Source organism: Micromonospora sp. NPDC049201 (genome assembly GCF_055586805.1).
Genome location: NZ_JBVJHM010000001.1, coordinates 847,439 through 860,309, shown reverse-complemented (window position 1 = coordinate 860,309; position 12,871 = coordinate 847,439). Strand labels below are relative to the sequence as shown.

Annotated in this window: 9 protein-coding genes and 1 pseudogene; 3 read left to right on the top strand and 7 right to left on the bottom strand. The window is 75.6% G+C overall.

Features of this window, described 5'->3' with window-relative positions:
* Positions 1–20: 20 nt before the first annotated feature.
* Positions 21–251, top strand: coding sequence for a hypothetical protein (locus tag ACZ6O5_RS03535; protein WP_396778211.1), 231 nt, complete (start codon positions 21–23; stop codon positions 249–251).
* A 76-nt stretch (positions 252–327) separates the two neighbouring features.
* Here the strand turns inward: ACZ6O5_RS03535 and ACZ6O5_RS03530 are convergent, their stop codons facing one another.
* Entirely contained in the window at positions 328–1,404 is a 1,077-nt protein-coding gene (locus ACZ6O5_RS03530; RefSeq protein ID WP_465974288.1) for a phosphotransferase family protein, read from the bottom strand.
* A 177-nt stretch (positions 1,405–1,581) separates the two neighbouring features.
* Here ACZ6O5_RS03530 and ACZ6O5_RS03525 point away from each other — a divergent pair, with 177 nt between their 5' ends.
* Entirely contained in the window at positions 1,582–1,971 is a 390-nt protein-coding gene (locus ACZ6O5_RS03525) for a YchJ family protein (protein ID WP_465974287.1), read from the top strand.
* A gap of 83 nt (positions 1,972–2,054) precedes the next feature.
* Here ACZ6O5_RS03525 and ACZ6O5_RS03520 read toward each other — a convergent pair whose 3' ends face one another.
* The 6 genes and pseudogenes from ACZ6O5_RS03520 to ACZ6O5_RS03495 all read right to left on the bottom strand — a co-directional run bounded on the left by ACZ6O5_RS03520 (position 2,055) and on the right by ACZ6O5_RS03495 (position 11,456).
* A complete protein-coding gene (locus tag ACZ6O5_RS03520) occupies positions 2,055–3,917 on the bottom strand; it encodes a transketolase (protein ID WP_465974286.1) in 1,863 nt (620 codons plus the stop codon).
* 56 nt (positions 3,918–3,973) lie between these two features.
* Positions 3,974–5,284, bottom strand: a complete 1,311-nt coding sequence (locus tag ACZ6O5_RS03515) for an MFS transporter (RefSeq protein WP_465974285.1) — start codon at positions 5,282–5,284, stop codon at positions 3,974–3,976.
* A gap of 509 nt (positions 5,285–5,793) precedes the next feature.
* Positions 5,794–6,588: pseudogene (locus ACZ6O5_RS03510) on the bottom strand (membrane protein); the annotation flags it as partial.
* Positions 6,589–6,641: 53 nt separating this feature from the next.
* A complete protein-coding gene (locus tag ACZ6O5_RS03505; protein WP_465974284.1) occupies positions 6,642–7,739 on the bottom strand; it encodes a hypothetical protein in 1,098 nt (365 codons plus the stop codon).
* A gap of 56 nt (positions 7,740–7,795) precedes the next feature.
* A complete protein-coding gene (locus tag ACZ6O5_RS03500) occupies positions 7,796–9,439 on the bottom strand; it encodes a serine/threonine-protein kinase (RefSeq protein ID WP_465974283.1) in 1,644 nt (547 codons plus the stop codon).
* 238 nt (positions 9,440–9,677) lie between these two features.
* Positions 9,678–11,456, bottom strand: coding sequence for a hypothetical protein (locus ACZ6O5_RS03495; RefSeq protein WP_465974282.1), 1,779 nt, complete (start codon positions 11,454–11,456; stop codon positions 9,678–9,680).
* Positions 11,457–11,609: 153 nt separating this feature from the next.
* Between ACZ6O5_RS03495 and ACZ6O5_RS03490 the strand changes: the two genes are divergently transcribed.
* A complete protein-coding gene (locus ACZ6O5_RS03490) occupies positions 11,610–12,743 on the top strand; it encodes a peptidoglycan recognition protein family protein (protein ID WP_465974281.1) in 1,134 nt (377 codons plus the stop codon).
* Positions 12,744–12,871 lie beyond the last annotated feature (128 nt).

Sequence of the window (12,871 nt, the reverse complement as noted above, 5' to 3'; positions counted from 1 at the left end):
ACCGAATGAGGAGGTCCGCCATGCCTCTGCTGCGCGTCCAGCTCGACACCGACCCGACCACCGCCCGCCGCGTGCTGCTCCTGCACCGCCAGGGCAAGGCCCATCACGAGTCGCGGGAGGCGGCCCGACAGCAGGTGTGGCGTCAGGGCCGTACCCCCGCCGGCGAGCCGGTCTTCGTCGGCGTCACCAACGGCCGCCGCCACCTACGTTTGCTCTACGACGTCGAGGTCCATGTCGACACGGTCCCGTGAGTGGTCGCCCGGCGGGTGGCCGCTCCCACGCCCCGCCGGCCGGCGGCGGACGAGGCCGGGCCTTGCCGGCCGCCGGTCAACCGAGCGGCCCGGACAGGTCGGCCAGCTCGGCGTCGAGCAGCTCGGCCAGCCGTGCCACCCGGCCCGGGTCCGACGCCGCGGTGATGCCACGGCTGGGCATCTCCACGGTCATCAGCAGATAGAGGTGCAGCCGGTAGAGGCCGAGCCGCCGCCGCACCGCCGCGTCGAACGGGAACGGCGCCACCGCCCGGTACGCCCGCACCAGCGGATCGTCCGGCTCGTCCTCGGCGCGGCGGAACAGCAGCGGCGAGACCAGGTCCAGCAGCGGATCGCCCCACAGGTACCGTTCGCCGTCGACCAGGCCGCTGAGTCGGGGCGTGCCGTCCGGGCCCTCGACCGCCAGCACGTTGCCCGCCCAGCCGTCCACGTGCAGCAACGCCGGACGGCGGACCGCGTCGAGGACTGCCGCGTGCCGGGCGACCGACGCCCGGATCCGGGACGTGGGCAGCGGCACCGCCCAGTCCGCCGCGTCGGCGAGCAGGTCGTCCACCATCGCGAGGTACGCGCCCCGCCAGGTGGAAGCGGCGGCCCGCCCGCCGTCATAGCCGTACCGTCCGTCGTCGCCGTACCGTTCGCCGTCGCCGTGCCGTCCGCCGTCGCCGTGCCGTCCGCCGTCGCCGTGCCGTCCGTCGGGCACGGCGTGCAGGGCGGCCAGCGCGCGGCCGAACTCCGCCCGCAGCGGGGCGACGTCCGCGCCGGCCCGGGTCAGGTCCCACAGGGTACGGCCGGGCAGGCGCGCCGTGAGCAGCCAGTCGCCCAGCTCGGGATGGCGTCCGTGGTGCAGCAGCGGCGGCACCGGCACTGCCGGCGCGCGGTCGGCCACCAGCCGCAGGTAACGCGCCTCCGCCCCGATCATGTCGCGCTCGTAGCGCAGCAGTGGCACGCCCGGCGGTGGGCCGACCTTGAGCACCACCTCACGCCCGTCGGTGAGGCGTACCCACCAGACCGCGGCGAACCCGCCGCCGGTCAGCGGACCGCAGGCCGCGACCTCGCCGGCCGGCCCGAGCGAGGCGGCCAGGTAGTGACCGACCTGCTCCGGGTCGAGGTCGCGCCGGGTCGGACTGCCACTCATGGTGCCTCGGACACTAGTGCGCCGCTCCAGCCCCCGCTGCCCCCTCCGGGCGCCGGTCGGCGGGTAAGGAGGGGCCCCCGGTTAACGCATCCGGTAGAGGAGGGCGCCCCGCTTGACATGCCGGCGTTAAGCGGGGCCCCCTGCTTGCACCTGTCGGCGGCGGGTGAGAATCGGAGAATGGCGAAACGGAACACCGCCTGCCCGTGCGGGTCGGGCCGGCCGTACGAGGACTGCTGCGCCCCGGTACACCGGGGTGTCGCGACGGCGGCCACCGCCGAGGCGTTGATGCGGTCCCGGTTCAGCGCGTTCGCGCTCGGCGACGCCGACTACCTGCGGCACAGTTGGCACTCCGGCACCCGGCCCGATCGGCTGGAGCTGGACCCGGGCACCCGGTGGACCCGGCTGGAGGTGGTGGAGACGGGGCAGGGCGGCCTGTTCGACAGCACCGGCACGGTGCGGTTCCGGGCCCACTACCGGGAGGGTGGCCGACCCGGCGTGCTGACCGAGCGCAGCCGCTTCGTCCGGGAGGACGGCCGGTGGGTCTACGTCGACGCGCTGCCCGGGTGACGATGCCGGCGCGCCGGCCCACGCGTGTTAAGCGGGGCCCCCTGTTATGCAGAATGCGTTAACAGGGGGCCCCTCCTTGCGCCTCAGGCGAGGGCGCGGGCGGCGGCGACGACGGCGTGCACGCCGATGCCGGCGCGGTCGAGCTGCTGGGTCGGGGTGCCGGAGCCGGGCAGTACGCGTACCGCGAGGTGCTGGACGCGCACCGGGTCGGCCCGGTCCGCCAACGCCTCCAGCACGGCCGAGCCGAGCCCGCCCTCGGGGTAGTGGTCCTCGACCACCACGAGCCGGCCGCCGGTGTCCCGAGCGGTCTCGATCAGGCGCTCCCGGTCGACCGGCTTGATCGAGTAGAGGTCGACGACCCGGGCGTCGATCCCCTCCCGGGTCAGCTCGTCGGCGGCGGCCAGGCAGACGTGCACGGTGACGCCGGTACCGAGCAGCGCCACGTCGGCGCCGTCGCGTACCACCCGGCTGCCGCCGATCGGGAACGCCTCGCCGTGCTCGTAGAGCACCGGGTACGCGCCGCGGGTGGTGCGCAGGTAGCTGACGCCCGGCCGGTCCGGCAACTGGGCGACCAGCGCCGCGCAGGAGACCGCGTCGGACGGGCACAGCACCGTGGAGCCGGGGACCGCGCGCAGCGCGGCGATGTCCTCCAGCCCCATCTGGGAGGGCCCGTCCGGGCCGATCTCCACGCCGGCGTGCGAGCCGACCAGGGCGATGTCGGCGCGGGAGACGCCGGCCATCCGGATGAAGTCGTAGGCGCGGGACCAGAACGCGGCGAACGTGGCCGCGAACGGCCGCCGGCCGCGGACCGCCAGGCCCACGGCGGCGGCGACGAGCTGCTGCTCGGCGATGAACATCTGGAAGAACCGGTCGGGGTACGCGTCGGCGAAGCGCTCGGCCCGGGTGGAGTCGGCGACCTCGCCGTCGAGCGCGACCACGTCCGGCCGGGCGGCGCCGAGCGCGCACAGCGCGTCCCCGTACGCGTCCCGGGTGGCGACCTTCGCGCCGCGCGCGTAACGGGGCAGGTCGGGTTGTCCCGGCGCGGCCCCGGTGGCGCGCGGCGCGGCGGGCGGGCGTGGCCCGGTGACCCGGATCCGGGTCGGCCCGCCGAGCGCCCGCACCGCGCGGTCGGCCAGCTCGGGGTCGAACGCCTTGCCGTGCCAGGACGGGTCGTCCTCGACCTCGGGCACGCCCTTGCCCTTGACCGTGCGGGCCAGCACCACGGTCGGGCCGGCGGCGTCCCGGGCCTGCCGGTACGCGTCGTCGACCGCGCCGAGGTCGTGGCCGTCGACGACGATCGCCCGGCAGCCGAACGCCTCGACCCGCCGACGGTAGGTGTCCAGGTCCCACTCCAGTTCGGTCGGGCCGCGCTGGCCGAACCGGTTGACGTCGACGATCGCGGTGAGGTTGCGCAGGCCGTAGTGGCCGGCCTTGTCCAGCGCCTCCCAGACCGACCCCTCGGCCGTCTCGCTGTCGCCGCAGAGCACCCAGACGTGGGCGGTCGACCGGTCGAGGTACTGGGCGGCGAGCGCCACACCCACCCCGACCGGCAGGCCCTGGCCGAGCGAGCCGGTGGCGACGTCCACCCAGGGCAGGACCGGGGTGGGGTGGCCCTGGAGGCGCGACCCGGCGCGGCGGTACGTCTCCAGCAGTTCCTGCTCGCTGATCGCCCCGACGGCCCGGAACACCGCGTACAGCAGTGGCGAGGCGTGGCCCTTGGAGAAGATCAGGTGGTCGTTGCCGGGGTTGCCCGGGTAGGACCAGTCGTAGCGCAGGTGCCGGGCGACCAGCACGGCGAGCAGGTCGGCGGCGGAGAGGCTGGAGGTGGGGTGGCCGGAGCCGGCCATGGTGCTGCACCGGATCGCGTCCACCCGTAGCTGGGCCGCCAGCTCCGCCAGCCCGCTGAGGTCCTCGTCGCGCAGCGTGCGCTCTGCTTCCAGGGTCACCGCAATCGTCTCCCGCGGTCGGTCGTTTCCGACACTCACCGTAGTGCTGAATGCGGCTATTGTTCCTTTTTCCAGCGAGTCACCCCCCGTCCGGTGAGCAACCAGAACGCCACCCCCAGGTACGGCAGCACGGCCACCGCGAACGCGGCCGGGTTGCCGAGCGCACCGGCGAGCAGGCCGTACCCGGCGTAGCAGGCGACGGTGGTCAGGTCGGTGGCCATGCCGGCCAGCGAGGTGACCGTGGCCCGGGCGCCGCCGGTGATCCGCGCCTGCAACCGCGCGTCGGCGAGCACGGTGGCGAGCTGGAACGCCGCGAACGCGACCGCCAGCAGCAGGAACCCGGCCGGGCGGCGCAGCAACGCCCCGGCCGCCGTCGCCACCGCCGCGACCACCAGCAGGCCGGCGTACCCGCGGTGCGACAGCCGCTCGCCCAGCGGGGCGAGCAGCCCGCCCACGCTCATCCCGCCCCACACCAGCAGGAGCAGCAGCGGCACGGCCGCCTCGGCGACGCCGGTGTCGCGGGCCAGCAGCCCGGTGTACTCGTCGAGTCCACCCCAGATCGCGGCCACGGCGGCGACCAGCAGCACGGCGGCGCGGACCGCGCGGTCGGCCCGCACCTCGGCCAGCCCGCCGCGCAGGCTCTCCCGCCAGCCGGGCCCGTCGCCGGCCGCGTCCCCGCCCGGACCCGCGACGGGGGCGGCCTCTCCCAGGCCGCCGCCGGAGGCGGTCTCCCCCGGGCCGGCGCCGGCCGGCACCGGTCGGTCGGCCGCCGGCGCGGTGGCCGGCGCCCGGCGCTCCGGCAGGCGCGCCGCGACGGCGGCGGCGAGCAGGCAGGTCAGCACGCTTGCCGCGCCGACCGCGAGGTAGCCGCCGAGCGCGAACACCGGGCCGGCGAGCACGCCGGAGCCGACCGCGCCGAGCACCTCGGCGGTGCGGGCGCGACCGATCAGGCGGGCGTACCGGTCGGCCGCGCCGAGGCGGTCCAGCTCGGTGAAGACCAGCGCCTCCAGCGCGCCGGAGCGCAGCGCGCCGCCCGCGCCCCAGAGCAGGAAGCCGACGGCGAACGCCGGGTACGACGGCAGCAGCACCCAGAGCGCGAAGCCGGCGGCGGTGAGCAGCGGCGCCAGGCAGAGCAGCAGCCGCCGGGACAGCGCGTCGGCCCACGCGCCGGACGGGATCTCCAGCAGGATGCCGGCGGCCGACCAGAGGACGAACAGCGAGGAGATCTGCCCGACCGACAGCCCGGTGTCGGCGAACAGCAGGACGTAGAGCGGGTACAGCAGGACGAGGTCGGTGAGGAACGCGTAGCCGTAGAGCGTCGCCGCCAGTCGGCGGGTCGCGGGCACGCGGGCAGGAGCGACGAGCATGGGGCCTTCCCACGGGACGTGACGGACACCGGTCGGAGTGCACGGTGTCCGCGGCGGCCCGCGGCCTCGTCGGTCAGGAGGGGATCACCATCGCCAGGTCATGCCGACGATCCTAACCGGACTCCGCGTTCGACGAACACGCGGAGCTGCGCCCACCCTCGAGCGGCCGGCGGCCGGGCCGAGCGCCGCTACCCCGGCTGACCACGCGCCGGGGCGGGACCCGCATCGGATCCCGCCCCGGTCGTGCGCCCGGCTCAGCGGCGGAACTTGTCCACGTCGGCCGACGGGATGACCATCGTCGCCTCGCTGTCCGCCGCCCGCTCGGCGGTCGGCTGGCGCGGCGCGGCCGGCGGGGTGCGCCCGGAGTCGCCGAGCGGCGGGATCACCTGGGTGGCGTCCTCGGCGCCCGGGGCCGGCACCGGCTGGGTCGGCTCGGCGGCACCCGCGTACGCCGGCACCGGCTGGGTCGGCTCGGCGTCCCGGGACACCGGCTGGGTGCGGTCCGCCTCGGCGTCCCCGGCCACCGGCTGGGTCAGCTCGGCCTCGCGGTACGGGTCGGTGGTGGCGAGCCGGGCCTCGACGTCACGCCGGCCGGCCTGGTAGGCGCGGGCGTGGGTGGCGATGGTCCGGGACTCCTCCTCGGCCCGGGTCAGCCAGCTCTCCCAGCGGCTCTGCATCGGCCGGACCAGACCGCCGCCGACGCCCACCACCAGGATGCCGCCGACGGTGGCGAGCACCGCGATCAGCACCGGCGTGGTCACCGCGGTGGCGACGCCGATCTGGTTGAGCGCGGCGATCACGCCGAGGCCGAGGATGAACACCGAGGCGAGGTTGGCCAGCACCCGGCCGTAGGAGAGGCCACCGAGCGCGCTGGAGATGATGTCCTTCACCGCGCGGGCGATGGCCGCGGCCACCACCACGATGACGATCGCGACGAACGCCCGCGGCAGCCAGGCGACCACCATGGCGATCAGGTCGGAGATCGGGTTGGGCCCCCAGATGCCGAACGCGAGCTGGAGCGTGACCAGCAGCACCGCGTAGTAGGCCAGCTTGGCGACGAGGTCGCTGGCGTCGTACTTCGAGCGGGCCAGCGCGGTCTTGATGCCGCCGCGCTCGACCGCCCGGTCGAAGTGCACCCGCTCCAGCACCTTGTCCACCAGCTTCAGCACCGCCTTGGCGATCAGCCAGCCGGCGACCAGGATCGCGACGAACGCGACCGCCTTGGGCAGGAAGAGCATCACCGAACGGAACGCGTCGCCCACCGCGTCACCGAAGTTGTCTTTCATCGAAGGGCCTCCACGCATGGGTTCAGATTCATCCCGGGTGGGCCTACCCTGGGCGGCACGCGGGGAAACGCTCAGCCGCCGGGGCAGCGGTAGCTGACCCGCGTACCGGCCTGCACCGGCGTCGGTTCGACGATGTTGACGGTGGCGGTCCCGATCGTGGCGCCGACGCCGCTGAACGTCCACCTGAGGGTGAGCGTCGCGGTCCGCTGGCCGCTGCCGACCCGTTCGGCGAGCAGCGCGCCGGGCGGCGCGTCGGAACGGAACCACTGGTAGCGGATCGTGCCGGCGTGCCCGTTGGTGCGTACCGTGGCGACGACGTCGACGGTCACGTCGCAGGCCACCCCGGCCGGTCGGGGCACCGCCACCGCGACCTGTTCGATCTCCAACGGTCGCAGCCGCTGCCACAGGTAGAGCCCGACGGTCACCAGCAACGCGGCGGTGAGCAGCGTGGACAGCACCGAGACGACGCGGCGCCAGACCGGGCGCGGCGGGCGGCCCGGTGGTGCGGTCGGCCAGGCAGGGGCCGGCGGCGGCGTCGCCGGCACGCCCGGCCCGAAGCGCAGCTCGCCGCCGGGCGGGGGCGCCGCAACGCCGCTCGCCGCCCGCGCGTCCACAGTCGTCTCCCGGTACGCCCCGGCGGTCGCCCCCGCCGTCGGTCCGGTCGGTCCGGTGGCCGTCGGCAGGTACCCGGCGGTCGGCTGCCCCCCGGCCGACCACGGCCCGGTCCGGTGCACGGTCGACTCCGCTCCGCCGGCCGTGCCACCGCCGAGGTACACGGTCGACTCTCCGCCGCCGCCACCGCCGCCGACGGCGCCGCTGCCGCTGCCGAAGTGCACGGTCGGCTCCGCCCCACCGGCCGTGCCACCGCCGAGGTACACGGTCGGCTCTCCGCCGCCGGCCGTGCCGCTGCCGAAGTGCACGGTCGACTCCCCGTCGACCGGCCCGGACGCGGCGGGGCCGGCGAGGTGTGCCGTCGCGTCGGCTGCCGCGGGCGGGCGCGCGAGGTGCGCGGTCGGCCGCCAGGCGGGGTCGACGCTCAGGGGCGCGGTGGCGTCCGCGTCGACCGGCGGCCGGGGCGGGACGAGGTGGACGGTGGGCTCGCCCCGGGCCGGTTCGGCGGGCAGGGCGCGGGTGGGCAGCGCCTCGGTGGGCTCCTCCGGCCGGGTCACGCCGGCCGTCCCCGGTCCGGGCCACGGTGCGGGGCAGCGGGCAGCACGTCGTCCTCCTAGCCGGGGGTGCAGTAGTTGTAGAGGGTCACGTACACCGGGGACGCCGAGGTGGCCGCGTTGCCGGCGGCGTCGACGGCGGTGACCTCGATCGGGATGCGGGTGCTCTGCTTCGGCGCGGCCAGCGGGCCGAGCGTGCCGGTGAACACGCCGCGCCCGGCGGCGGCCATCCGGACCGTGCCGGTGGCGCCCCCCAGCAGGTAGCGGAACGTGACCGTCAGGGCGGCCGGGCCGCTGCGGTCGTCGGTGACGGTGACCGTGACGGTGCTGCTCTGCACACCGTACGGGCAGCCCTTCGGTTCGAGCTGGCCCGGATCGACCGTCACCCCACCGACGGCCGGCGCGGTGACGTCCGGCGGGGGCGGCGGCGCGGTGCGGCGCGACGGGGTGGGGGCCGGCGCGCTGGTGCGTACCGGTGGCCGGGTCGGCGACCGCGTGCCGTCCGGGGTGGCGGACGGCGTGCCGGTCGGCGGATCGGGCGGGACGGACGGCGTGGGGAGCGCGGTGGCGGTGGGGTCCGGTGTCGCGGTGTCCGTCGGGTCCGGCGCGGCCGGGCCGGTGGGGCCGGCCGGCGACGGGCCGGCGGGCGTCTCGGCGGCCGGGGTCTCGCGGGCGGCGTAGCTGTAGCCGGCGCCACCGACAAGCACGGCGGCGACCACAGCGCCGGTCGCCAGCAGGACGCGCTTGCGTCCCCGTTGGACCAGGCGGCCCCGTCCGGTCGGGGCGCCGAGCGCGGTGCTGGCCACCGCGGTGGCGCCCTCCGCCCGGTCGGGGAACGGCCACAACGCGGCCAGCAGGGCGGCCCGCCGGGCCAGCTCGCGCAGCCCACGCTCCTCCCAGTCGGGCCCGTATCCGGTGCCGGCCACCCGGTCCAGCAGCTCCAGGAAGACCGCAGCCGGTTGCGGCCGGTCGTCGGGACGCTTGGCCATGCCGTGGCGGAGCAGCTCGTGCACCGGCACGGGCGCCGGATCGGTGGGGATCGGCGCGCTGGCGTGCTGGTCGCGCAGGGAGAGCAGGTCGGGTCCCTGGTACGGGGGCCGCCCGGTGAGGCACTCGAAGAACGTGGCGGTCGCGGCGTAGATGTCGCAGGCCGGACTGGCCGGGGCGCCGGTCCACTGCTCCGGCGCCATGTAGCGGGGCGTGCCGGAGACCGTGGTGTCGCTGCCCCGACCGATCGGCATGGCGATCCCGAAGTCGGCGAGCTTACTCAGCCCGGCACCGGAGACGAGCACGTTCTCCGGCTTGTAGTCGCGGTGCACGACGCCGTGGGCGTGGGCGGCGGCGAGCCCGGCGAGCGAGCCCTTCAGCACGCAGAGCGCGGCCTCGGGCGTGGTCGGGCCGTGTGCGCGCAGCATCTGCCGCAACGACACGCCGTCGACCAGTTCCATCACGATGGCCGCGCCGTGCGGGGACTCGACGTACTCGTAGAGCCGGCTGACGTGCGGGTCGTCGACCTCGCCGAGCAGCCGGGCCTCGTCGCGGAAGGCGGCCCGGAACGAGGAGTCGGCGCCGAGATCGCGGACCAGGTACTTGATCGCGACCGGGGTGCCGGTGCTGTCGTGGGTGGCCAGCACGACGCTGCCGGACGCCCCGGAGCCGAGCGTGCGAACCGGCGTGTAGCCGGACAGCTGCCAGCCGCTCATGCGACCCACTCCACGACGTCCCAGGGGCGGATGTCGGTGGCCGCCTCGCTGGTCATTCTGGTCGCGTCAGGGCTGCCGGCCATCGGCGCAACGGATGCTTCCACTCGCCGGACGGCGGCCCCGGATCCGGCCGCGGGCAACGGATGGTCGGTAACGGACACTCCGCCAGTGTTAGCAGACACCGGCAAGCGTCAGCCCGTCGGTCGCTCCCGGTCGGCGGCGCGACCCGGTGGGGTGGTCAGAAGCGGCGGGTCGGGGGGACGCCGCCGGGTGGGGGTCGGCGCAGCAGCCAGAGCGGGTTGCTCGCCGCGACGACGGCGCCCTCACGATCGCGGACCTGGGTGCGCAGGTACGCCCCAGCCCCCACCCGCACCGGCAGGTCGTGCCAACCCTGGCGGAGCTGACGCCACGGCACCTGTCCGGTCCGGATCGCGGGCGTCGGATCCGCGACGCCGGCGGAGTCGACGTCGCCGGTGACCACCTCCAGGGCGGCCCCGGCCGGCAGGTCGGTGGCGCGCACCCGCACCGTCACGGTGTCGTCGGCGACGGTGGGCAACGCGCCCATGGCGCTGCGACCGCCCAGCTCCAGGTCCAGCGCGCCCCGGTAGGCGGCCAGGTCGGCGAACCACGCCTGCCCGGCGCGCAGCGCCGCGACCAGGTCGTCCCGCCGGGTGGAGCCGGCCCAGACGGAGGTGATCCACCGGTCCCGCCCGGCCCGCCAGTCGGTGCCGTCGTGGTCGTCGGTGACGCCGACGGCGGTCAACGGGATCGCGTTGCGGGCCGCCACGTCGTACGCCCAGAGGTGGTCCTCGACCGGGGTCCGTCCGATCTCGATCAGGTCGACGCCGAGCCCGCGCCGGGCCACCAGCAACCGGGCCAGTGAGTCGCGCCGCTCCACGTCCAGCGGGTGGTTCCAGCAGACCACGCCACCGTGGGCGTGCAGGAACTCCACCATCCGTTCGGTCGCGTCGACGTCGTTGTCCCGCACCGGCGGGGACGGGAAGCGGGGCAGTGTGCCGTCGCCGCCGAACCAGTTGAGGTGGCGCACCATCGACACCTCGTACGCCCGGTGGTGGGTCACCTCCGGGTACGCCCCGGCGTAGCCGCGCAGCACCTCGGCGCGCAGCTCCTCGCCCGCCTGCCCGGCACGGCGGGCCCGGTCGAAGACCAGCCGGTCGACCAGGTACGCGCCCCGCGCGCCGCCGGTGACGGTGACGCCGAGGCGCAGCCCGCGCAGCGAGTTGTCGCCGGCCACCAGGTCGGGCCAGAGCCGCCGGACGTCGGCGAGCAGGTCGAACGTGTGCCGCCGCCAGACGCCGGCCGGGGCGGGCCGGTCGACCGTGCCGTGCCGGCCGTCGACGGTGTGCCGGGCCACGTCGGTGCCGCCGAGCCGGTAGCGCAGCACCAACTGCCCGGCGGGCCGGCCGGGCCCGACCGGGTGGTGGGACAACGCGATCTCGACGGTCAGCGTGGCCTCCCGGCCCGCCGACTCGGGTCGCACGTCGAGGTGGAGCGTGGTGTCGGCGATGTTCCCGGTGTGCGTCCAGTTCCACGCCTTGCCGGCGTACCAGTGGGTGCCGGTGCCGGCGGCGGTGAGGCGCAACGCCCGGCCGGGTCCGTCGGCGGCGTCCGGGACGGCGACGAAGTCGGCGGACGAGTCGGTGAGTCGCCCCTCGGTGGCCGGGTGCCAGGTCCAGGCGAGCCCGCCCTCCGGCTCCTCCGGCCCGTCGAAGTGGACGACGCGGCGGTGGTCGTGCGCGGCCACCCGGAAGTCGTGGTCGGTCCACCAGAGCACGTCGACGGCGTTACGGCGGGCCTGGTCGAGGTGGGCGGCGTAGCTGGCGACGCCCTCACTGAACGAGGCGTGCAGGTGCATGGCCATGCTGACCGGCCGGCGTCCGTTCGGGACCGAGGGCGGCCGGTCGCGCCCGAGCGCCAGCCCCACCGGTACGCCCACCCCGGCGACCACCAACCCGCCCGCGGCAGCGAGCACCCCACGCCGATCCAGTCCCCGCACACGTCCTCCCCGACCCCGCCCGCGCCCAGCGTAGAGGTGATGGCATTTGTCCTCTGGCGCGGCGCGGCCCGGTGGCAATATTCTTCGACTTGCGCGCTTACCTTGGAGTTCCTTTACATCACCCGGCATCGGTCGGGTCATCGAGGAGATGCCATGCACTTCGACCACCCCGAGCTGGACCGCCGTACGCTGCTGCGGGCCGGCCTCGGCGCCGCCGCGGTCGCGGTCGTCGGGAGCGACCTCGCGTTTCCGGCCGCCGCGCAGGCCGCGCCGGGCGCGGACCTCGACTGGATCATCAGCTGCGACGAGTGGGCCGCCCGCCCGCCGGCCGACCCGCTGTCGGTCAGCGCGATCCCGACCAACAAGATCATCGTGCACCACATGGCGTTCCCGAACGTCACCGACTACTCCGAGGAACACGCCAAGCAGCTCGCCCGCGACTGCCAGGACCTGCACATGGACGGCAACGGCTGGTCGGACACCGGGCAGCACTTCACGGTGAGCCGGGGCGGTCACGTCCTGGAGGGACGCCACGGCAGCCTGGAGCGGTTGCAGGCCGGCGACCGGCAGATGATCTCGGCGCACTGCCCGGGTGAGAACGGCCGCGCGATCGGCATCGAGAACGAGGGCACCTACGTCACCGAGACGCCGCCCGAGGAGCTGCTCGACGGCCTGGTCCGGCTCTGCACCGCGATCTGCCGGCAGTACGGGCTGCACGCGCACGACATCTTCGGCCACTGGGACTTCCGGGCCACCCAGTGCCCGGGCGCGATGTTCTACCGGGAGTTCCCCCGGCTGCGCCGCGAGGTCTTCCGCGAGCTCGGCACCCCGCTGGGTGACGTGCCGGCGCGCCGCTGGCCGGACATCTGGCGCTTCGTCGGCGGCCCGGTCGTCCAGGTCGCGCAGTACCTGCTCACGTTCCGCGGCTACGCCGTGCCGGTCACCGGCGTGTTCGACGCCGCCACCGTGGCGGCCGTGCAGGACTGGCAGGCCCGCAACGGGATCCCGGTCGACGTGGACGCCACGCTCACGGCGCCGACCTGGGAGACGCTCGCTCCGGAGCTGGACCAGCACGACACCGGCGTGCCGGTGGTCGCGGCGCAGTTCATGCTCGCCTCCAAGGGCTACGCGGAGGTGCTCCCGACCGGCGAGTACGACCACCTGACCCGGACCGCGGTGAAGGACCTGCAACGCCTGCACGGGCTGCCGCCCACCGGCAAGCTCAGCACCAGCACCTGGTGCGCGCTGGTGGGGGGTGTGGTGCGCCAGTCGTTCCACAAGGGCTGACGGTCGCACCGGCGGGGAGCACGGTGGGGGGTGGCAACGGCGCCGCCCCCCACCGTCGCGTCCGGACCCCGCGCCTGGAGCGAAACGTCGGCATTCGCGGCTGGTGAACAACGGGTATCCCGGACGGC

Coding starts and splice junctions, on each gene's coding strand:
- ACZ6O5_RS03535 (WP_396778211.1), top strand. CDS start 21: ATGCCTCTGCTGCGCGTCCAGCTCGACACCGACCCGACCACCGCCCGC.
- ACZ6O5_RS03530 (WP_465974288.1), bottom strand. CDS start 1,404: ATGAGTGGCAGTCCGACCCGGCGCGACCTCGACCCGGAGCAGGTCGGT.
- ACZ6O5_RS03525 (WP_465974287.1), top strand. CDS start 1,582: ATGGCGAAACGGAACACCGCCTGCCCGTGCGGGTCGGGCCGGCCGTAC.
- ACZ6O5_RS03515 (WP_465974285.1), bottom strand. CDS start 5,284: ATGCTCGTCGCTCCTGCCCGCGTGCCCGCGACCCGCCGACTGGCGGCG.
- ACZ6O5_RS03500 (WP_465974283.1), bottom strand. CDS start 9,439: ATGAGCGGCTGGCAGCTGTCCGGCTACACGCCGGTTCGCACGCTCGGC.
- ACZ6O5_RS03490 (WP_465974281.1), top strand. CDS start 11,610: ATGCACTTCGACCACCCCGAGCTGGACCGCCGTACGCTGCTGCGGGCC.